Origin of the sequence: Halomonas sp. M20 (assembly GCF_020622265.1) — a bacterium.
Classification (GTDB): Bacteria; Pseudomonadota; Gammaproteobacteria; order Pseudomonadales; family Halomonadaceae; genus Modicisalibacter.
Genome location: NZ_JACNMQ010000005.1, coordinates 67,560 through 88,516, shown reverse-complemented (window position 1 = coordinate 88,516; position 20,957 = coordinate 67,560). Strand labels below are relative to the sequence as shown.

The following is a 20,957-nucleotide window of genomic DNA, read 5'->3' as shown; positions in this document are numbered from 1 at the left end:
CTGCTATCCTGAAGCGCTTGCACGACGATCATCACCACTACGATGGGCTACTTTGCATTGCCGAGCGCCAGTTGCACGGTGCCCAATGTGGCGATACCCCCGATTTCGCACTGCTACGCGATATCTTTCACTACATGAGCCACCATCCGGATCGACTTCATCATCCCTTCGAAGATCGGTTGTTCGAGCGCTTGGCCGAACGCATCCGGATAATGAGGCCAGCTTGGCCATTCTCCATGAGCAGCACCGGCGTATGGCCATCTACGGAAGAGAGCTTTACGAAACCTTCCGCGCCATCTCCGAGGGGAATATCGACCCAGAGCTCGATTTGAATACCTTGAATCTGGCCCAGGCCTATAGCGAGCTCTATCACGCTCACCTGCGCTGTGAGGAAACCCGAATCTTTCCGCAGCTCGCGCAATGGCTGACTATTGACGACTGGCAGGAACTAAGCAGCGGCGAGGTCCCTTTGACGGACACGAAAGAAGATAGAGAGTTTCAAGCACTGCGTGAGCGCATCAGCGCCAACCATACCGGTCTGTGGTTAAGCGAGGAGGAACGCGCGACCTATTGCCCGCTTTGCCAGGCTTCTTGAGCCCCCCGGCGAAATCTCAGAATCGAGAGCACAGAGCAATATATCAGCGTAACTTGATAGGATAAGGGGTAACGTCCATAGCAAGGATTCGGTGAATGTCATACAACCCCTTGTCCCTGAAACTTCCTGGCATCGCTACCGGTTTGCGTGCCGCCTGGCGGGAAGGTTACGGGCTCGCCGATCTTCGCAAGGATGCGATGGCAGGGCTGACTATTGGCATTCTGGCCGTACCGTTGTCGATGGCATTGGCCATTGCCACGGGCGTACCTCCTCAGCATGGGCTTTATACGGCTATTGTCGCCGGCATCTTCATTGCGCTGACCGGCGGAGCACGCTTCAACGTCTCCGGCCCGACGGCTGCCTTCGTCGCCATCCTGTTTCCCATCGTTGCGCAGTATGGGCTAGGTGGGTTGCTCATTGCCTCCATGATGGCCGGGGTCATCCTGGTGGCCATGGGTATCGCGCGAATGGGGCGACTCATCGAATTCGTGCCTTATCCGGTGGTGCTGGGCTTCGCGGCCGGCATCGCGGTAGTCATCGCGGTGCTGCAGATTCCCGACTTCCTGGGGCTGAGCGTTGATGACCTCGGCGAGCATTTTGTCGAGAATTTGATGGCGATTTTTTCTTCGTTGCCCTCCCTGAATCCATTCGAACTGGGTATTGGTGCGTGTACTCTGGCCGTCATGTTGCTATGGCCACGCTTGCAAATTCCTGTTCCTGCGCCCTTGGTAGGCCTGGTGTTCGGCGCAGTGGCCGCCTATGTGATCAATCAGTGGTTCGGCGGCGCGGGGATCGAAGTGGAGACAGTGGCGTCGCGTTTTACCTGGGAGATCAATGGCGAAACAGGCAATGGTATTCCCCCGATTGCACCGACGTTCATGGCCCCCTGGCTGTTGCCAGGAACCGATGGGGAGCCTCTCGAACTGAGCTTCGATCTAATACGCGCCCTGATGGGCCCGGCCTTTGCGATCGCCATGCTCGGGGCCATCGAGTCATTGCTGTGCGCGGTGGTCGCTGACGGACTGGCCAAGACCAGGACAAAGCACGACCCCAACGCCGAGTTGATCGGCCAGGGTATCGGCAACATCCTAGCCCCCTTGTTCGGCGGCATTACCGCCACCGCTGCCCTTGCACGCACCGCGACGAACATCCGCAGCGGCGCCCGGTCACCCATCGCGGCCGTGATTCATGCGCTGGTGGTGTTACTCGCGGTGGTTGCACTCGCAGACCTGTTAGGCCTGGTACCCATGTCCGCGTTGGCGGCACTATTGTTCATCATCGCCTGGAACATGAGCGAAGCCCGGCACTTCCTGCATACTTTGCGCTCTGCTCCCCCAGGTGACGTGGCCATCCTGGTCATCTGCTTCGGACTGACGGTGTTTTTCGACATGGTGCTGGCCGTAGCCGTAGGGATTGGGCTGGCAGCGGCATTGTTCATTCGACGCATGGCGCTGCTGACGCAGACCGATCGGGTTGATACCGATAATCATCCGGCCATTGGCGGGCTTCCTGCCGAGGTAGCAGCCTACAACATTGATGGCCCCTTGTTCTTCGGTGCCGCCGAAAAAGCCCTCACATCACTGCATCTGGTGGATCCCAAGGTGCGGATCATCATCATCGACATGCACGGCGTACCCAGCATGGATGGCACCGCTATTGTAGCCCTGCGCTCCTTGATTGATGAAATGCATCGTGAGGATATCGCATTGATTCTAGTGGGATTGCCGGCACGGATCATCGTCAAGCTACGCCGTGCGGGTATTCGTAAAACCCGCGGAATGCTGACGTACTGTAGAAAGCTGCAACATGCTCGTGATGTGGCGCTCACTTGGCATCGAACTCGTAACGATATCAAGCCCTAAGCCAATTCAATGAAGCGACTCCAGACCATGAGTTACTGATAGTTCGTGAACCAACTTGCGTCCTGGGTAGCCACTGCTATCTTTAAACATGCATAAAAAATACTTTATAAAAGAGGAGTGAGATCCATGACCCGACTAGCGCCCCCTGTTCTATCTACGATGAAAACAGCCAAGATGCCATCGGCTGTTCTAATGGCAATGTTTCTCAGCCTGGGCCTGGGGAGCTCGGCGCTGGCCGAAGAGGAAATGAAGCAGAGCAAGAGCAGCGACTCCTGGCTGCCGAGCCTGATCACCGAGACACCTCAGGAAGGCTTTGCGCTGGCGGTAACGCTTTCCCAGAAGGGTGTAGGCACCACTCAGCCCGATACCAGCGTGCGCAAGGCATTACGCGGTGCCTATGCGCATGATCCGGACAGCCTGATCGCCGTCTCGCAGGTAATCGCCACCCACTTCCAGACCGTGGCCGCGGCCAATGATTACTGGAAGGAGGATTGAGGTTCAAGACAGGTGCCACGGATGGCGACTTCCTGATATAGCGCCTCTCGCTCGCTCATAATGGTTGCGCGAAGCCATAAAGAGGCATTTTAAAAACTTCTTACTTTCGGTTTAGTGAGGTGTCAGGTGGTAAATCCGGCATCCTTATTACCAGCAAGTCGTTCCGCGGTGGTCGCCAAGGCGGCCGTCGAAGTCGCTCCAGATCGGGACACGGCCGCGACCCGGCTCATCTATGCCTATCTCGGTAGCGCAACCTTCTGGCTGCTGGTAGGAACCCTGGTCGGCGCCTACCTGGGTCTCAAGTTCGCCACTCCAGACATCGACCATATCCCCTGGCTCTCCTATGGCCGCCTGCGTCCGGTCCACACCAACACCGTCTTCTGGGGCTGGGCATCCCTGGCGATGATTGCCTTGGCGCTCTATGTAGTGCCCAAGACCAGCCGCCGACCGCTGCACAGTCTTCCCCTGGCCTGGGTCAGCCTGGGCCTGATCAACGCCGCCGTGCTGGTGGGCGACCTGCTGTTGATGTCCGGCGTCAACAACGGCGGCCAGGAGTATCGCGAGTACATCTGGCCGGTGCAGGGCGTCTTTGCCTTGGGCGTGATATTGGTGACCTACAACATGATCCGCACCATCGTCGGCCGCGCCATCGAGGAGATCTACATCTCCAACTGGTACATCATGGGCGGCTTTCTGTGGACGGTAGCGCTGATGGTGATCGCCTACGTGCCCTTCTATCAGCAAACCGGGATCAGCGAAACGGTAATCCAGGGCTTCTACATGCATATGGGTGTGGGCATGTGGTTCACGCCCATGGTGTTGGGGTTGACCTACTATTTCCTGCCCAAATTGCTCAACAAGCCGATCTACTCCTATTCCCTGGGCGTGCTGGCTTTCTGGACCCAGATGGTCTTCTACAGCATGATCGGCGCCCATCACTTTATCTTCGCGCCGACCCCTTGGTGGCTGCAGACCGTGGCGATCATCTTCAGCGTGGGCATGATCGTCACCCTCGCCGCGGGTACCGGCAACTTCCTGATGACCATGAAGGGCAGCTTCCGTACCGTAGCGCGCAGCTACAGCCTGCCCTTCATCCTGGTCGGGGTGATCGCCTACTTCCTGTTCTCGCTGCAGGGCACCTTCGAGGCATTTCGCTCCCTGAACCGGGTCTGGCATTTCACCAACTTCACCATCGCGCATTCCCACCTGACCATGTACGGCTTTGTCGTCTTCCTGATCTGGGGCGGCATCTACGGTCTCGTGCCACGCCTGACGGGGCGCGAGCCGTCCCATTTCCTGGCCGGCGTGCACTTCTGGTTCGCCTTCGTCGGAGTCGCCATCTACACCATCGCCCTGATGGTCGGGGGGACGATGCAGGGCATGAGCTGGATAGCCGGCGACGCCTTCATCGACTCCGTTACGATGATGGCGCCCTTCTGGCTGTGGCGAGCCCTGGGCGGTGGCCTGATGTTCCTGTCGCACCTGATCTTCGCCTATAACCTCTGGTGCATGCGCCCCTCCCCTCATGAGCGGCGTCGGCCCCTGGAGGCCCAGGAGGCGATGGCATGAACTTTCATCGCAACCACTGGCTGCTACTGGGCACGATCTTCTTCGGCTTCATCGGCCTTGCCTTCATCATCGCCATCCTTCCGGCCCAATGGATGCAGAGCAATACCGCGCCGCTGCCTCAGGCGAAACCTTTATCGGATTTAGAGCAGCGAGGGCTCGAGGTGTATATCGCCGAAGGCTGCGTGGCCTGCCATACCCAGCAGGTACGCCCCCTGCCCATGGATAGCCCCTGGGGTCGACCCGCCGCGGCGGCAGACTATGCGCTGCTCGGCCCCATGGATATCTGGCGTCCCTACTCGCCGGCGGTGCTGGGCAGCGCGCGCACCGGTCCGGATCTTTCCAATGTTGGCGCTCGGCAGTCCAGTGAAACCTGGCAATACCTGCACCTCTACAATCCTCGTTCGGTGGTCAAGGATTCGATCATGCCGGCCTACCCTTGGCTCTTCGAGCCGGCCACCGGCGTTGAAGGCGACGCGCCGGTGATGACCGTTCCCGAAGCCTATGCGCCCAAGGGCGGCAAGGTCGTGCCTACGCCCCAGGGTCAGGCGCTGGTGGCCTATCTGCTTGCCCTGCGCCAGATACCCATCGAAGGCGCCGGCAGCATGGCCAAGGCGTCGACAACCAAGAATAGCCAAGCAGGGGGCTCGACAAAGAGCGGTCCCGGTGACGATGCCTCCGCAAAGGGCGCGACGCTTTACGCCAATAATTGCGCCAGCTGCCACCAGGCCAACGGCCAGGGCCTGCCGGGCACCTTCCCGCCCCTGGCGGGGAATGCGGTGGTGCTGGCGGAGGACCCCAGCGAGCATATCGACACCATCCTGCACGGTGCCCAGGGCAGGACCATCGACGGCACCGAATACGCCTCGCCTATGCCCGGCTTCGCCGATCAGCTCGACGACGATCAGGTTGCCGCCATCATCAATCACGAGCGCACCAGCTGGGGCAACGACGCACCCACCGTGACGGCGGAGGATGTCGCGGGTCGGCGCGAGGCAGGAGGAAAGTGATGCGCGGTGCACTTCTCGCCATGCCGATGATAGCCGGTCTAGCAACACAGCAGGCCCAAGCCGCCGAGTTCGTCGATCGGGTCGGCCTGGAGGACAAGCTACTGGTGGTTGGCGGTGGACTCATCGTGCTGCTGGTCACGATCTACTGCATCAAGTGCTTTCTAAAACCCGGCGAGCGGCAGGAGCGACATATCAAGCGACGCATCCTGAAAGATGAGAGTGAGGACAGGCCATGAGCGATCGGACACGTACCGATATCTTCCTGGATGACGACGAGGAGCCCATCATCAGCCATCGCTCCCCGGTGCGCTTCCAACTGGATACCACGGCGCTCGAGGATGGCCCCCATACCCTGCGCATCGAGGCCTATGATGCCGGCGGTCAGAAAGGCGTCAGGCACATCGCCTTCGAGGTGCGCAATGGCCCCGGCATCGCCATCAATGGACTCAGCGACAACGATATCCTGGAAGGCAAGATTCCGATTCTGGTCAACTCCTACGGAGGTGTCGGCGAGACCTATTGGGAGCCCTCTCGGGCGGAGACGCCGGCGCCGACCCCCACCTGGATCTGGGTGCTGCTGATCGTCATCATCCTCTTCGGTGTCTTCTACGGGTTGCAGCAATGGAATCCGCCGCCGCCCTTCGCCGATACGCCGACCTATGGCGCGCCGGCGGCGCCAAGTGCATCGCAGGACAAGCGCTTCGAGTGATCCCTGGAACCTGTCGAAAGCCTCAGCTACGCCTTCCTCTTTATCGTCTATCATGGGGCCATTTCCGCATACTCTCATGGAGTCAGTGAATGGCCATCGCCACCACCGCCGATCAGGCCCGGCCGCAGTCCAATCGTCTGGTCGGCATGAGCTGGGCGCACTTTCTCAACGACGGTGCCGCCAATTACCTGCCGGGCGTCCTGCCGGCAATCCTGGTATCGCTGAATCTGTCGGTGGCGCTGGCAGGCACGATCATGGCCGCCCTGTTGATGGGACAGGCCCTGCAGCCGCTGGTCGGGCTCCTGGCGGATCGCGTGGGCGGACGCATCATGATCGCCTGCGGGCTGTTCGGCTCGTCGCTGGGCGGAGCGCTGGTGGGCTTCGTCACCGGTTTCTGGTCGCTGCTGGCGGTGCTGGTCCTGATCGGAATATCCAACTCGTTCTTCCATCCCCAGGCGCTGGCCGGCATCCCGAAGCTGGGCGGCGACAAGCCGGGCATGGCCATGTCGGTGTTCATGGTGGGTGGTGAAGTGGGTCGCGGCGTTTGGCCGGCCATCGCCAGCTGGGTGGTGGTGCAATGGGGGTTGAGCTATCTATGGATACTCGCCATTCCCGCTCTGCTGACATTGCCGTTTCTCTTGCAGTGGGCGCCCAAGCTGCCCGCCCGCACGACGGCGGCCACGCCCATCGCCTGGCGCCAGCACGCGGGACCACTGATGCGGCTGGTGGCATTCTCGACACTGCGCTCGCTGATGATCTTCGCGATCGTGACCTTCGTGCCCTTGATGTGGACCCAGGCCGGCGGCTCGCTAACCACCGGGGCAAGCTTCATCACGGTGATGCTGGTGATCGGGGTGATCGGCAACGTGGGCGGCGGTCATCTTTCCGACCGAATTGGACGGCGTCCTCTGCTGGTCGCCGCCATGAGTCTGTCCGTCGTCATGCTCGCAGCCTTCCTGCTGGTCAGCGGAGGCTGGCTGTGGCTCGTGCTGGGCATTCTCGGCATCAGCCTGTTCGCGACACTGCCCCTGGGCATACTCATTGCCCAGGACATCCTGCCCGAGAACCGCTCTCTGGGCTCGGGGCTCGCCCTGGGCCTCTCCAACGGGCTCGCGGCGCTAGGCATCATGGCGCTCGGCCCCGTCGTAGCCCTGTGGGGGCCGACGGCACCGCTGTGGGTTGCCCTGGTCGGCGGCATCGTCAGCGTGCCGCTAGCGATGGGATTGCCAGAACATGAACGGCCAGTCCAAGACGCCTGACATTCAGCGTGCCGCTCCCTGAGTTGGGTGCTGATCGATTGGGAACCGCGTTGAAGTTCACTACACGGATCCTTGAGCTTCTGAGCGCCTTATCCAGATCCGTCTTGACCGGTATTGGCATCCGGCCAGTAGTAGCTATCGGGCAAAAGGCGTGGGCCAAAGATCGCCTGCCCGACGCGCACCACCGTGGCGCCTTCCTCTATCGCTAGTTCGAAGTCGCCGGACATGCCCATGGAAAGCGTGTCCATGCTGATGCCGGTCGGTAGCCGTTCGCGCAGACGATCACGCAATTGCCGCAGCCGAACGAAACAGGGCCGAACCCGGCTCGGGTCATCCGAAAAGATCGCCAGAGTCATCAGGCCATTCACTTGCAAGCGAGTGAATGCCGGCAGCTCTCGAACGAAGGTCTCGACGTCCTCTGGCGCCAATCCGAACTTGCTGGGTTCGTTCGAGGTGTTGACCTGGACCAGAACCTCCAAGGTACGATCCTCGGCTTCGAGACGTCGCTGCAGCGCCCTGGCCACCCGCAGGCTGTCGAGCGCCTGGAACTCACTGGCAAAACGCGCCACATGCTTGGCCTTGTTGGTCTGAAGATGGCCGATTACCGACCAGCGCAGATCCGAAAGATCCGCCAGGGCCTCAGCCTTGCGCTGCGCCTCCTGCACCTTGTTTTCACCGAGTTCGCGGCAGCCTGCCTGATAGGCTAGCCGTAGGCGATCATCGTTCACGGTCTTGCTCACCGGGAGCAGACGCACTTCACTAGGGTCACGGTTTACGCGGCGGCAGGCAGCCACTATGCGTTGCTGCACGGCTGCAAGGTTGTGTTCGAGTTCGGAAAGCGTGCGCCCAACTGGATAACTCATTGTCTCACCTGATGGTCATGAAAAACGCATAGTAGAGGTAGCCATGGTCCTTGCTCATCCTCCATGATCTGCTGACCGGCTTCCTGGCAAGTCACCACAGCTTCTTGAGCCGGTCGTTAAATCAAGCCGATGAGCGGAACGCCGAGCGCTTCGATGAGATCTCTCTCTATACAGATAGCTCGATATGGCTCCTATCCATCTCGGGAGATCGTGTCATTCAACGTAACGACCCGAATCATCGTCGTGTCATCGGCATGTTCCAGCAGCATTCGGCGTACACGCTCCTGCCAGAGACGCGCGAACTCGATCTGTTGTTTGGGGGTTTCTCGATTCTGCAGAATGGCTTGCAGGCGTTCGCGTTGGGAGGTGTCGGCGGGCACCTTGCCAGCATCGACCACCACTGCTACGGAAGCGCCGGTGTCGAGTCGTTCGAAGCGTACCGCGCCGTTATTCTCACCGCTCCGCTTGGCAAAACTGAGCAGTCCGTTGCGCGCGAACCGGTCGCCGATGCCCTTGAAGCCACCCTGAGCCGCGGCACCGGTGAGTAGCGCCAGCACCTGGGCGACCACACCGGTCGTGCCTTCATCTTCCAGTGACGGCATGCGCACGGTGATACTGCCCCGTTCGGGCAGTGTGTCCGGATAGAGCGAATTCAGTGCGGCCCGAGCAGTCAGGAAGGCGCCCGCCACGGTCGGGCAGGAATGGCCCGTCAGACGCACGGCATCCGCATAACGGTACTCCATGATCCCCTCTGTCGCGCTACCTAGCAGTTGGGCTAGCGGGTCGCGCAAGCGAATAACGGGCACATCCTCGAAGAAGTCAGGAAATGTCATGGCAACCTCCTGATAACATTCGCTTTCATGGGCACTCTCAATCACGCTGAATCATGACAGGCAACGAGGCGAAGCCGCTGGCCGGGAACTGCGCGCGCTCCGGTGTCGCATCGGGTGCCATTTCGATATGTCGGGTTTTCGCCAGCAATGTTTCCATAAACACCTCCAGCTCCAGCCTGGCCAGAGGCTCGCCGGGGCAGACATGCAAACCGGCGCCATACAGCAGGTTATTGTCGCGGTTGCGCTGGGGCTGAAATTCATCCGGATCGCCGAAGACGTCTTCATCTCGGTTGGCGGAGGCCCAGATCAGGGAAATTCGTTCGCCGGCGGGGACCTCGCGATCGCCGATCGTCACCGGCTGAGTAGTCACGCGACGATTGGAAATCAGCGGCGCATGAATGCGCAGTATCTCGTCAATGGCGTCGGGGAGATTTTCACGCCCCTGGCGAAGTGCCTCCTGCAATTCGGAATGTTTCGCCAGGTAGTGAGTCAGGATGCCGACGCTCGCGGCGATAGTCCCCAATTCACCCACGGTCCAGTTGCGGATGATGCTGACGATCTCCTCATCGCTCAGCCACCGACCTTCTATCTTTTCCTGCAGTAGCCGAGTCGTGGCATCCGCTGGAGCCGCTTCCCCTGCCTCCCGGCGAGCGATGAGTTGTTCGCTGATATAGCCGTCGAACTCCAGGGCAATCTTGGCCATGGCGTGACGATCCCCGGCCCGCGTGGCCTGATGGTTCTTGCCGATCCATCGGCGCAGCGGCTCGCGCAGGCTGTCGGGCCAGCCCATGAAGGCGCATTGATTGCGCACGGCGAAGGGCTGGCCGAGCGCGTTCATCACCTCCACGTCACTATCTTGAGGCAAGTCATCGAATAGCGACGCCGTATTGGCCCGGCACATCGGCTCGAACTCACGGACGTGTTCTGCCGTGAAATACTTTTCGACGATGTGCCGGTAAGGCGTGTGCTCCGGCGGGTCCATGGCATTAGGCACGGAAAGATGGCGCGAGGCGGCATTGCTGAAGGTGTCGTGATCCGTAAGTGCCCGCATCACATCTTCATGGCGGAAAAGCGACCACTGGAGATAGTCGCTATAGGCAACGGGACAACGCTTACGCATCCCATCGTAGGCCTTGATCTGATCGTCGAGAACCTCCTGAGCCCTGGGGTCCCAATCAGCCGGTGATTTATCCTCCATGATCTTCTCCTTTACTGGGCAGCGTGAGCAACTTTTGCTGTCAGGCGATTAAATGATGCTTTTTATATATATCTTTATACTACCTGACGCACCCTCCGCTTCGTCCATCCGACAGGTTGTCGCATGCCGGTAGTGATCTAGCGAAGGTCTCGCAGCAGAAGCCCGAACTTGGCCCGCTCGGATTCGATGGCCTCGCCGGGAATGGGCAGGCGCACTACATGCCCAGACCCCGGAGCGGTGTCGACCCCCTCGCCGCGCTTGTTCTCCAGCGCCTCGAGGATAAACCGGCGATTGCCACCGGGCAGCATCAGCTCCAGGAAGTCGCCCAAGGCGAAGCGGTTCTTGACGTCGATTTCCAGCCAGCCACGCGCCGCGTCGTAATCGACCACCTCGCCAACGAACTGCTGATGCACGCCGATGGAGTGGCCGCGCTCGTAGTTCTGGTATTCGTCGTGCACATGGCGGCGATAGAAGCCTTCCGTGTAGCCACGGTTAGCCAGATTCTCGAGCTCGTCCATCAGGCTCATGTCGAAGGGCCGCCCTGCCTGGGCGTCGTCGATGGCGCGGCGGTAGACCTGGGCGGTGCGCGCCACGTAATAGTGCGACTTGGTGCGCCCTTCGATCTTCAACGAACTCACCCCCATCTCGGTCAGCCTTTGTACATGCTGCACGGCGCGCAGATCCTTGGAGTTCATGATGTAGGTGCCGTGCTCATCCTCGTCGATGGGCATCAGCTCGCCGGGGCGCGTCACGTCCTCGATCAGCGCCGCCTGAGCGGGCTTGAGATCGCCGGTCGCATCAGACTCCGCCGCGATGGTGTTGTATTTCCAGCGACAGGCGTTGGTGCAGGTGCCTTGATTAGGGTCGCGACGGTTGAAATAGCCGGACAGCAGGCAACGCCCGGAGTAGGCAATGCACAGCGCGCCGTGCACGAAGGTCTCGATCTCCAGGTCCGGGCATTCGCGGCGGATCTCGCCGATCTCTTCCAGAGAGAGTTCCCGAGACAGGATGATGCGGCGGATGCCCTGCCCTTGCCAGAAACGCGCCGCGGCGTGATTGACCACGTTGGACTGCACTGAAAGATGAATCGTCTGCTCCGGCCAGCGCTCGCGCACCATCATGATTAGCCCCGGGTCGGACATGATCAGCGCATCGGGGCCGGCCTCGATGACCGGTTCCATGTCGCGCAGGTAGGTCTTGAGCTTGGCGTTGTGGGGCGCGATGTTCGAGGCGACATAAAAAGCCTTGCCCTGGGCATGGGCCTCCTCGATGCCGAGCCGCAGATTGGCGAGATCGAAATCGTTGTTGCGTACCCGCAGCGAATAACGCGGCTGGCCGGCGTAGACCGCATCGGCGCCATAGGCGAAGGCGTAGCGCATGTTACGGTAGTTGCCTGCCGGGGAGAGAAGCTCAGGCGCGGCGAAGGGCGATGTTTGCTCAGTGGTAGTATTCATTAAACTCGAATCGTGCTGTCGAAAATAAAAATCAATGACTCCCTACCCATCCTTGCCATCCACCCGGGCGCTAAGCAGAGGCTTGGTATAAAGCATCAGGAAAACCGCGTAAGCGAGGCACCACAGCAAGATACTCAAACTCAGCATCCAGTGGGTGACCTGAGGCCAGATGGCTGGGATCAAGGCACGAAAGAGTGCGGCGGCGAGCATCAAACCCAGGGCCAGGCCGATGCCGGGTAGCGTTTCGATGGGCCGTCCGGTATGACCCAGGGACACCCGGGAGATCATCGCCAGAATCATGGTGCTCATGCCGCCTACGGTCAGGGCATGAATCCCCAGGGTAGCGGGCAGCAGGTTCAGATAAGCCAGACCGAGCATCAAGAGTCCTAGCGCGATAAAACCGTAGCTGACATGAAGCCCCCATAGCAATGGCTCATGCAAGGCGCGCCACCCTTCCCAGCGCGCCAGACGCCAAAGATTGGCCGCGCCAGCCAGCAAGGCGATGACGGCAGTCACGATCGCCGGCAGAGCAAGCCCCACTACTGCCAGCAGCAGAGTCACGACCAACGCCGCGACACTGCCGATGGCCAGTTTTTCAAGCGCCGGGATCGGCTGGGGCTTCTGGCGCTTCAGGCGCAGGGAGGTGAAGAATGGAATGACCCGCCCGCCGAGGATGACTATCAGCTGCGCGATCAAAAGCACCGCCAAATAAGCCCCCTGACGCACCAGTTCGCCATCGCCGCGCAATACGCCGGCATGCATCAATGCGTTGGCCACGAACAGCAATGTCAACACCGGCAGAAAGATCAGATTGCGCCACTGCTTCACGCGCATCACCAGCCGCGCCATGATTGCGGCCACCACCGGCAGAAACGCCAGATCGACCAGGGCGATCACCAGTGTATCGAGATCTCCCAGCGCTTTCGGGAAAGCCAGCAACAGGCGCCCCGCCAGCCATAACGCGACCAGACCCAGTAGCGGCCACCCCTTGATACTTGGCTGGCCGGTCCAGTTTTGTACTGCGGTGAGCAGAAAGCCAGCAACGATGGCCATCACGAAACCGAACAACATCTCGTGCTGATGCCACCAGATCATGCCGCCCACGGGCTCGAGTAGTATCGCGCCATGCCAGAAGCCGCCCCACACAAGCATGGCCAGCAGGCTGAACGAAGCGCCTAGCAAAAACAGCGGGCGAAACGCCAACCGCCATACTGGCATGAGGCGGGTCAGTTGAGCGGGCCGTGTGAGGCTTCGTTCGTTCATAGTGGGTTCTCGACTGGGACTTTAAAATGCTTTTTAAATACATCTTATCATACCCAATAAGAGCCGAGGTGTATCTATCCTTGGCTCCTACCAATGCTACTGAATGACACAAGGGCTACGACTAGTGACTCGTCCCCTCTTCGTAGCGCGTCTTGTTCCAGACGTTGTACTTGCCCGAGGGCTTGTCCATGGGAATGCGCTGAAGCTCTTCCAAGGTTTGGGCATCGTAGACGATCACCGCACCGTCCCGGTCCCAGAGGCTGAGCAGCAGTTTTTCACCGTAGCGATCGAACTCGACGTGAGCGGCGACCTTGCCCGGCGCTGGCGTGAGTGTCTTGACGATCTCGAGCGTCTTCTTGTCGATCACGTGCACCTTGTCGCTATTGGGGCCGAAGAACACGTCCACCCAGGCATAGGGCGAGTTTTCATGGCTGCGCATGAAAAAGCCCGGCCCCTGGGTTTCGAGGGTCTTGATCAGCGACCAGTCACTCATGTCGATGATCGACACCGCGCCCTTGGTCAGATGCGGGATCGCCATCACCCGCCGCCCGTCCAGCATCCAGCTGACGCCGGAGCCCAGATGCGGCATACCGGCCAAGGGCAGGTCGGCGACCTTATTGCCGCTATCGAGGTCGACCACCATGGCCCCCTTGCCGCCCCGAGCGGCGCCGATGACGTGGCGATACTCGGGATCGAAGAAGAAATCGTCCAGGTAATCCGGCACGGTGATGCGACGCACATCGAAATTGGCAGTGTCATGGCTGCGCTGGGCTTCGATGGGTTCCTTCATGTGGCCTGTGGAAACCACCGGTGAGGTCGGTACCGGCCAGGGGATCTCCCAGACTTCTTTGATGTCCTTCAGGGCGGCGATGAAGCTGCCGCGAGGCGGGGCGGCATAGACGGCGCTTACCCGGGAGGTGTCGCCGTTCTCGCCTTTTGCCGGATAGATCTTCATCGGAGCCAGATTGTGAGCGTCGAACAGTACCAGACTATGGGGCAGGTAATTGGCGGCCATCACGTAGCGACCATCCCCGGAAACCGCGATGTTGCGCATGTTGATGCCCGCACGTACCTCCGCGACCATCTTCTGGTTGTAGATATCGTACTTGCTGATCCAGCCGTCCCGGGAGCCGAAGAAGACATAGCGCCCGTCCGGGGTGTACTTGGGCCCCCCGTGCAGGGCATAGCGGCTGGGAAAGCGATCGATGCGCTCGAAGGTATCGCCGTCGAGAAGGCTTACATGATGATCGCCGGTCTCCACTACCAGGAACAGGTTCAGCGGGTCCGCATCGAAGGTCGGCGCCTCCGGCAGGCTGCCGAACGGATGCATGACCGCGTGGCTTTGTTTGATATCCGCCATGGTCCAGGTCGGCGGCGCCTCCGGCGGCGTATAGATCCACTTCGCCACGGCTTCGCTTTCAGCCGGGGCCAGCACGTCATCGAAGCCCATCATCTGGGTGGCCGGGCGGCCTTCACGAATCACCTCGATGGCTTCGTCCTGCTTGAGCCGCGATAGATTCCCCGGCAACAGTGCCGGCCCCATGCCCCCCAACCGGTCGATGCCATGACAGCTGGCGCAATGTGTCTGGTAGAGCGCTTCGGGATCGACCTGCTCCGCCAGGGCTGGCCAGGACAACAGCAACACACTCAACGAGAGCAGGCGAATCACACCTCGCTTTACCATGCCACGGCTCCCAGCACCTCATGCGTTTCGGCATGCACCGCCTGGGGCTGAACCACCGCCAACGTATCCGCGAGGCGCACCACTTCACCCACCACGATCAGTGCCGGCGGCTTGAAGTCTTCCCGCTCGATGGTCGCCACGAGTTCTTCAAGCGTGGTCAGTACCTGGCGCTGCTCGGCGGTGGTGCCCCGCTCCACTATAGCGACGGGATGGCTACCAGGCAGGCCGTGGCGCTGCATTTCACGACTGATCAGCGCGGCGTTGGCCAGGCCCATGTAGAACACTACGGTTTGATGCGCCGCGGCCAGGGCCTGCCAGTTGAGTGCCAGGCAATCGTCGCCCTTGCAGTGGCCGGTGACGAAGGTCACGCTTTGCGCGAAGTCGCGATGGGTCAGCGGAAAGCCGGCATAGGTCGAGCAGCCTGACGCCGAGGTAATACCCGGCACCACCCGAAACGTCACGCCGTGATTGATGAGATATTCTGCTTCTTCGCCGCCACGCCCGAAGATGAACGGGTCGCCGCCTTTCAAACGGACTACCCGCTTGCCCTTTCCTGCGAGCGCTACCATCAGGGCGTTGGTCTCGTCCTGGGTAAGCGCATGACAGCGCGACGCCTTGCCCACATAGTAGGTTTCAGCATCCGCCGGGGCCATGGCCAGAATATCCTCGGACACCAGCCGATCGAACACCAGGCACTCGGCTTGCTGCAGCAGCGACAAGGCGCGCAGGGTCAAAAGCCCCGGATCCCCCGGCCCTGCACCGACGATGGCGACTTCACCTTCGGCCAGCGGCCTTTCAGTGAGGTGATAGCAAAAGCGTCGCGTTTGCGTGGTCATGGTCTTTCTCCCCTGATCATATTCTTTTTTTGAATCTCAAAGCTCGACGGCTTGAATGACGTGGGCCGGTGCATCCACGCGTCGTGCGTCGCCGCGCACGCCGATTTCCTCGTTGGTCAGGTAACAGCCTGGATCCTCTTCCCAAGGATCGCCGCTGACTTTCCAGGCCCGCACCCGGGTGTTGCCATTACAGATCGCCAGATAGCGGCATTCACCGCAGCGCCCCTTGACCGGCCGCGGGTGCTGGCGCATGCCCAGCATCAGCGGGTCCTGAGTGTCGCGCCAGATCCTGGAGAACGGCGTGTCGCGCACATTGCCCAGGGAATGATCCCACCAGAAGGTGTCCGGGTGCACCACGCCGAGATTGTCGATGTTGGCAATGTTCTCGCCGGAGGCGTTGCCGCCCCACTGCTCTAAACGCTGGCGCAGCGTTTCCACCTGATCCGGAAAGCGGCTCTGCGCCCATTGCAGCAGAAAAGGGCCGTCGGCGTCATTGTTGCCGGTGACGTATTCCCGCTCGATGCCACGCTCGAGTTCACTCAGGCAGTGATCGAACAGCATCGTCATGGCGTCCCGGGTCATTTGATACCAGGCATCCTGCTTGCGATGACGATGGCCGCGCCCGCCATAATTGAGGTGTGACAGATAAAATTTGTCCACGTCGTGTTCGTCCAGCAATTCGAGGATGCGCGGAAGCTCCTCATAGTTATGCTGGGTCAGGGTGGTGCGCAGTCCGACCTTTATGCCATGAGCCTTGCACAAGGCTACCGCGTGCATGGATTCGCGAAAAGCACCCTGGCGCTGGCGAAAGACGTCGTGGGTTGCCTCCAGCCCATCGATGCTGATGCCGACGTAGTCATAACCCGCGGCGGCGATCTCGGCGATGTTCTCTTCGGTAATCAGGGTGCCGTTGGTGGATAGGCCAGTATAGAACCCCAACTCCTTGGCACGCCGGGAAATCTCGAAGATATCCGGCCGCATCAAGGGCTCGCCACCGGAAAGGATCAGCGCCGGCACGCGACAGGTCTTGAGATTGTCGAGCACCGTGAAGACTTCATCCGTGGAGAGTTCGCCCTTGAAATCGATGTCCGCCGAGACCGTATAGCAATGCTTGCAGGTCAGGTTGCAGCGACGAATCAGATTCCAGATCACCACCGGCCCCGGCGGTTTGCGAGCAGGCCCTCCGGTTCCAAGTGCTAGCGGCGTCGGCTCCAGCAGGGTCTTGATGTAGCGAGTGACGCGAAACATGGCGATCTCCTTGTTCGGTCAAGTGCGTCCTGGACTGTCCACGGCCAGGCGCAGTCCGGTCTTCTTGAGAATACGCGAACTATAAAGAATTTGATGGTCGCGGCAGGCATGGCCCAATAGCGCCGCAAGCTCATCGGCTTGACGCTCGACCTCTTCCCGGCTGCGACCATGCAGCATGGCGAACAGGTTGTAAGGCCATTCAGGCAGGTGCCGTGGGCGGCGGTAGCAGTGGCTAACCCCCGGATGACGCGCCACTTCGCGGCCCATCCGATCGATCTCGTCATCCTCGATATCCCACACGGTCATGCCGTTGGCTACATACCCCAGGCGATAGTGGTTGGGCACCGCGGCGATGCGTCTAATCACACCCGTTTCCTGCATGCGCTGCATGCGCCGGCGGACTTCCTCGGCACTCATGTCCACTTGCGCGCCTACCGCCCCCCAGGGATCGGAAACCAGAGGCAAGCCGGACTGGGTCGCCAGAACGATGGCGCGATCCTGCTCATCGAACACGGCGCCGTTAGATGACTCAGACCGGCAGGTGGAGTCGGACATGAAATTCCTCCTGCTTGGGCATGTTGTAGACCGGGTAGCCGGTAGCAGCCTCGATCGCGGCGATTACGTCACCGATGCGCTCCGGGGTCTCGGTTGCCAGCACGAACCACATGTTGAGGCGATGCTCGCGACGATAGTTGTGGGCGACCTCGGCAAAGGCATTGACCTCTTCGGCGACGGCATTGAAATAGATTTCCGGTATGGACATGGCCGCCAGGGTCAGCCCGCCACCCAATCGCTCGGCGTGATACATGGGGCCGAAACGGCTAAGCACCCCACTTTCACGTAAGTCATTCAGACGTTCGAGCAGCATCTGCTCTTCTATCTCGAGCTCCTGGGCCACCACCGCGAAAGGCGCTTCGACGATCGGCAGGCCATCCTGCAATCGATTGAGGATCCGACGATCGAGCGCATCGAGTTCGACAGCGGCACCAGTCCCTCGGGACTTGTCACTCAGCGGCATAGCGCGCCCCCCGTTGACGATAGGCATGGGTACTGAACAACACCTGGCGAGGTATCGCCTCTAGGCCCTGGCGCTGGGTGAGCGCATCGAGTTCCAGCAATACGCGCTGGCGAGCGATGCCGTGAATCATGCAGAACAGGTTGAACGGCCAGTCCGGCAACCGGCGTGGGCGGCGATAGCACAGTGTTACCGCACGCTCTGCGGCAAGACGACGACCCACCATCGCAACCTGGTCATCCGGGATGTCCCACACCACCATGGCGTTCGCCTTGATGCCTAGAGGCCGATGCTTGATCACCAGGCCCAGGCGTTTGATCAACCCTTCCGACTGCCAGCGCTCGATCGTGGCCATGACGCGGGCTTCGCTCATGTCGCACTGATCGGCCAGAGTCTGCCAGGGCCTAGAGGTCAGGGGCAGTCCTTTCTCGATCAGAGCTCGCAAGCGCTGTTCGGCCTCGGTGTCCATGTATAGTTCAGCGACCTGATTCATGCGCTTTCCAGCTCCTGCCAGGGAATGGGGAAACTCAGGTCGATATGAAAACCCTCAAGCATCGGCAGACGCAGAATCGGTCGATCGAGTTCGGCTTCCAGATGATCGAGCCGCCTACCGAGCTGTTCTTCGTCGGCGGCAGTCATGACGAACCATAGATTGTAATCATGCTCCCGGGCGTAGTTGTGATTTACCCCGGGAGCGCGATTGATGAGCTCTGCGTATGCCTCTTGTTCGTTCTTCGGCACCGCGACGGCCGCCAACAGGCTGGCACCGGCCTTGGTATGCTCGAAGACCGGCCCCACCCGACTCAGCACGCCGAGTGTCTGCAAGCGCTCCAGACGCACGAGCAGTTCGCTCTCGGTCATGCCTAGGTCGTCGGCCATGACGGCATAGGGGCGCTCGCAGACAAGAAAGCCGCGCTGATAACCATCGATCAGGCGGCGATCCAGCGTATCGAGTTGGTGGATAAGTGGAGGCATCGGCACAGCTCACTGTTAATGTTGGTAGGACGGGCCTTTCGGCCCGTCTTCCTCTTATTTGCGAATCGCTGTAGAAATCGGCGAACTGTGCGGAGCGCAAGGCGCACGGAACGCAAAAAGCGAGACATAACTGGTCGTTAGGCGAGCTTTTGAGTACCGCGCAACGTAGCGCTCCGTCAGTGCAGCCATTTATTCAGGGATTCCTCAATAAACATCATGCTGCGTGTTGTACACGTTGAACTTGCCAGTCGGCGTGACCAGTCGGTCATCCTTGATGACCTTCTTGAGTTCACGAGTTTTGTCATCGACGACCACCAGAGCGGACTCCTGCTCCATGCCGTTCCAGACCGAGAACCACACCTCGTCACCCGCCTTATTATACTCCGGCTGCACCACGCGCTTGGGTCCTTCACCCAGATCCGCCCACTCGGCGATCGGCAGCACCTCATAGCCGGCATCGAGGTTGTCGATGTCGTAGACCGCCACGCTCTGGCTGAGATCTTCGCCCGGGTTCAGCGGGGTATCGACATAGAGGTTGCTGGACTCGGGGTGGGTCTTGATGAACAGCGAGCCGCCACCCTGACCTTCCAAGGTGCGCACTACCTTCCAGGCGTTGTCGCCATGCCCTTCCGGATCGGTACCGATCAACGAGATGCTGTTGTCACCCAAGTGGCTGGTAGCCCATACCGGACCATGCTCTGGATCCTCGAAGTTAGCGCCGCGCCCCGGGTGAGGGATCTTGCCTACGTCGATGATGGCTTCTAGCTCGCGATCCTTGGAGTCGATGACCACGATCTTGTTGGACTCGTTGGCCGCCGTCAGGAAATAGCGCTTGGAGCTGTCCCAGCCGCCATCGTGCAGGAAGCGTGCCGTATCGATCTCGACGATATTCACCGCGTCCAGGTCTTCGTAGTTGACCAGCTGGATCTTGCCGGTCTCCTTGATGTTGACGATGAACTCCGGGTGCTCGTGAGAGGCGACGATAGCCGCTACCCGGGGTTCCGGGTGATAGATCTGCTCATCCACGGTCATGCCGCGGGTGCTGACGATCTTTTTCGGCTCCAGGGTCTCGCCATCCATGATCACGTACTGGGGTGGCCAGTAGGCACCAGCAATGGCGTATTCGTCTTCGTATCCCTCGAACTTGGAGGTCTCCACGGAGCGCGCTTCAAGACCGATTTTCAGCTTGGCTACCGTGGTGGGCTCTTCCATCCACAGATCGACCATGTCGATGACCGCATCACGCCCGATGACGAACAGATAGCGACCGGAGGCGGACATGCGCGAGATGTGCACCGCATAGCCGGTTTCCAGTACCTTGACGATCTCCTTGCTGTCGCCATCGATCAGAGCGATCTGGCCGGAATCGCGCAACGTGACGGAGAACAGATTCTCGAGTTCGAGATCATTCATCTGCTCGGTGGGTCGCTCCTCCGGTGGCACCATGACGTCCCAGGACTCTTTCATCTTGTCCATGCCGAATTCCGGCGGTACCGGCGGCTCGTGCATGATGTACTTGGCCATCATTTCTATTTCATCATCGGTCAAGTCACCCGAGGTTCCCCAGTTGGGCATGCCCGCCGCTGAACCATAGGTAATGAAGGCCTTGAGATACTCCAACCCTTTTTCCTGGGTAAGATCAGTGGTGAGCGCCTTGCCGGTTGCACCTTTCCTCAATACGCCATGACAACCGGCACAGCGCTGGAAATAGATCTCGGTCGCCTTGTTGAAATCCTCTTGCGCCATATCCGGTGCGCCAGGCGTGGTCATCATCTTGACATCACCTGACTGGAGCGGTGATCCGCCGGCACCCCGGTAAGTCTGCTCAGCGGCATCACCGCCATGCTCCTTCTTCGCTTCTTGCTTGGCTGTTTCAGTTGAGTCCTGCTGAGCCATGGCAAAAGTGCCAACGCCCAGAGATGCCATGGCAACCGCCACGACCAGTGGTTTTAGATAGCCACTTTTGGGTTTCATCTTTGTCTCCCTCGATGCTCGTTGAGAACCACGTTTGCCACCAGGTCACATGCGTTGTTATTCGTTGCAGAAGCAAGCCAGCTAGCAACACCACTCTGTTGGACACTACTTCCGTTTT

General features: G+C 60.2%; 21 protein-coding genes. 8 read left to right on the top strand and 13 right to left on the bottom strand.

The features are described 5' to 3' along the window. The first annotated feature begins 223 nt into the window (after window positions 1–223). The 8 genes from H7850_RS13555 (at window position 224) to H7850_RS13520 (ending at window position 7,496) form a co-directional block, all read left to right on the top strand. A complete protein-coding gene (locus H7850_RS13555) occupies window positions 224–595 on the top strand; it encodes a hypothetical protein (RefSeq protein WP_227370123.1) in 372 nt (123 codons plus the stop codon). 95 nt (window positions 596–690) lie between these two features. Next, entirely contained in the window at window positions 691–2,457 is a 1,767-nt protein-coding gene (gene dauA / locus H7850_RS13550) for a C4-dicarboxylic acid transporter DauA (protein WP_227370122.1), read from the top strand. A 192-nt stretch (window positions 2,458–2,649) separates the two neighbouring features. Further along, window positions 2,650–2,952, top strand: a complete 303-nt coding sequence (locus tag H7850_RS13545; protein WP_227370121.1) for a hexameric tyrosine-coordinated heme protein — start codon at window positions 2,650–2,652, stop codon at window positions 2,950–2,952. Window positions 2,953–3,078: 126 nt separating this feature from the next. Continuing rightward, entirely contained in the window at window positions 3,079–4,521 is a 1,443-nt protein-coding gene (locus H7850_RS13540; RefSeq protein WP_227370120.1) for a cbb3-type cytochrome c oxidase subunit I, read from the top strand. Continuing rightward, window positions 4,518–5,528 (top strand): cbb3-type cytochrome c oxidase subunit II, encoded by a 1,011-nt coding sequence (locus H7850_RS13535; protein ID WP_227370119.1) that lies wholly within the window; start codon window positions 4,518–4,520, stop codon window positions 5,526–5,528. Before H7850_RS13540 ends, H7850_RS13535 begins: the two co-directional genes overlap by 4 nt. Beyond that, window positions 5,528–5,764, top strand: coding sequence for a hypothetical protein (locus tag H7850_RS13530; RefSeq protein ID WP_227370118.1), 237 nt, complete (start codon window positions 5,528–5,530; stop codon window positions 5,762–5,764). The genes H7850_RS13535 and H7850_RS13530 overlap by 1 nt, the downstream gene beginning before the upstream one ends. Next, the gene (locus H7850_RS13525) at window positions 5,761–6,237 is read left to right on the top strand and encodes a hypothetical protein (RefSeq protein WP_227370117.1); all 477 of its coding nucleotides are present in this window, start codon (window positions 5,761–5,763) and stop codon (window positions 6,235–6,237) included. Before H7850_RS13530 ends, H7850_RS13525 begins: the two co-directional genes overlap by 4 nt. An 89-nt stretch (window positions 6,238–6,326) precedes the next feature. Further along, complete coding sequence (locus tag H7850_RS13520) at window positions 6,327–7,496, top strand: MFS transporter (RefSeq protein WP_227370116.1); 1,170 nt, start codon at window positions 6,327–6,329, stop codon at window positions 7,494–7,496. A gap of 89 nt (window positions 7,497–7,585) precedes the next feature. Here the strand turns inward: H7850_RS13520 and H7850_RS13515 are convergent, their stop codons facing one another. From H7850_RS13515 to H7850_RS13455, 13 genes are all read right to left on the bottom strand, one after another. Next, the gene (locus tag H7850_RS13515; RefSeq protein ID WP_227370115.1) at window positions 7,586–8,359 is read right to left on the bottom strand and encodes a YggS family pyridoxal phosphate-dependent enzyme; all 774 of its coding nucleotides are present in this window, start codon (window positions 8,357–8,359) and stop codon (window positions 7,586–7,588) included. Window positions 8,360–8,550: 191 nt separating this feature from the next. After that, window positions 8,551–9,192: a hypothetical protein gene (locus tag H7850_RS13510; protein ID WP_227370114.1), complete on the bottom strand. Its 642-nt coding sequence runs from the start codon at window positions 9,190–9,192 to the stop codon at window positions 8,551–8,553. Window positions 9,193–9,229: 37 nt separating this feature from the next. Then, window positions 9,230–10,390 (bottom strand): cytochrome P450, encoded by a 1,161-nt coding sequence (locus H7850_RS13505; RefSeq protein WP_227370113.1) that lies wholly within the window; start codon window positions 10,388–10,390, stop codon window positions 9,230–9,232. A 137-nt stretch (window positions 10,391–10,527) separates the two neighbouring features. After that, window positions 10,528–11,844 (bottom strand): tRNA 5-hydroxyuridine modification protein YegQ, encoded by a 1,317-nt coding sequence (gene yegQ, locus H7850_RS13500; protein WP_227370112.1) that lies wholly within the window; start codon window positions 11,842–11,844, stop codon window positions 10,528–10,530. A 42-nt stretch (window positions 11,845–11,886) separates the two neighbouring features. Further along, window positions 11,887–13,107, bottom strand: a complete 1,221-nt coding sequence (locus H7850_RS13495; protein WP_227370111.1) for an NnrS family protein — start codon at window positions 13,105–13,107, stop codon at window positions 11,887–11,889. A 121-nt stretch (window positions 13,108–13,228) separates the two neighbouring features. Continuing rightward, window positions 13,229–14,791, bottom strand: a complete 1,563-nt coding sequence (locus H7850_RS13490; RefSeq protein WP_264477402.1) for a nitrite reductase — start codon at window positions 14,789–14,791, stop codon at window positions 13,229–13,231. Beyond that, window positions 14,785–15,627: a uroporphyrinogen-III C-methyltransferase gene (gene cobA / locus H7850_RS13485; protein WP_227370110.1), complete on the bottom strand. Its 843-nt coding sequence runs from the start codon at window positions 15,625–15,627 to the stop codon at window positions 14,785–14,787. The genes H7850_RS13490 and cobA overlap by 7 nt, the downstream gene beginning before the upstream one ends. A gap of 36 nt (window positions 15,628–15,663) precedes the next feature. Beyond that, window positions 15,664–16,875 (bottom strand): heme d1 biosynthesis radical SAM protein NirJ, encoded by a 1,212-nt coding sequence (gene nirJ / locus H7850_RS13480; RefSeq protein WP_227370109.1) that lies wholly within the window; start codon window positions 16,873–16,875, stop codon window positions 15,664–15,666. 18 nt (window positions 16,876–16,893) lie between these two features. Then, a complete protein-coding gene (locus H7850_RS13475) occupies window positions 16,894–17,430 on the bottom strand; it encodes an Lrp/AsnC family transcriptional regulator (RefSeq protein WP_227370108.1) in 537 nt (178 codons plus the stop codon). After that, window positions 17,405–17,920, bottom strand: a complete 516-nt coding sequence (locus H7850_RS13470) for an Lrp/AsnC family transcriptional regulator (protein ID WP_227370107.1) — start codon at window positions 17,918–17,920, stop codon at window positions 17,405–17,407. The genes H7850_RS13475 and H7850_RS13470 overlap by 26 nt, the downstream gene beginning before the upstream one ends. After that, window positions 17,880–18,383 carry an AsnC family protein gene (locus tag H7850_RS13465; protein ID WP_227370106.1) on the bottom strand — a complete coding sequence of 168 codons (504 nt, stop codon included), beginning with the start codon at window positions 18,381–18,383 and terminating at the stop codon, window positions 17,880–17,882. The genes H7850_RS13470 and H7850_RS13465 overlap by 41 nt, the downstream gene beginning before the upstream one ends. Then, a complete protein-coding gene (locus H7850_RS13460) occupies window positions 18,380–18,865 on the bottom strand; it encodes an Lrp/AsnC family transcriptional regulator (RefSeq protein WP_227370105.1) in 486 nt (161 codons plus the stop codon). The genes H7850_RS13465 and H7850_RS13460 overlap by 4 nt, the downstream gene beginning before the upstream one ends. A gap of 204 nt (window positions 18,866–19,069) precedes the next feature. Further along, the gene (locus tag H7850_RS13455; protein ID WP_413614164.1) at window positions 19,070–20,791 is read right to left on the bottom strand and encodes a cytochrome D1 domain-containing protein; all 1,722 of its coding nucleotides are present in this window, start codon (window positions 20,789–20,791) and stop codon (window positions 19,070–19,072) included. Window positions 20,792–20,957 lie beyond the last annotated feature (166 nt).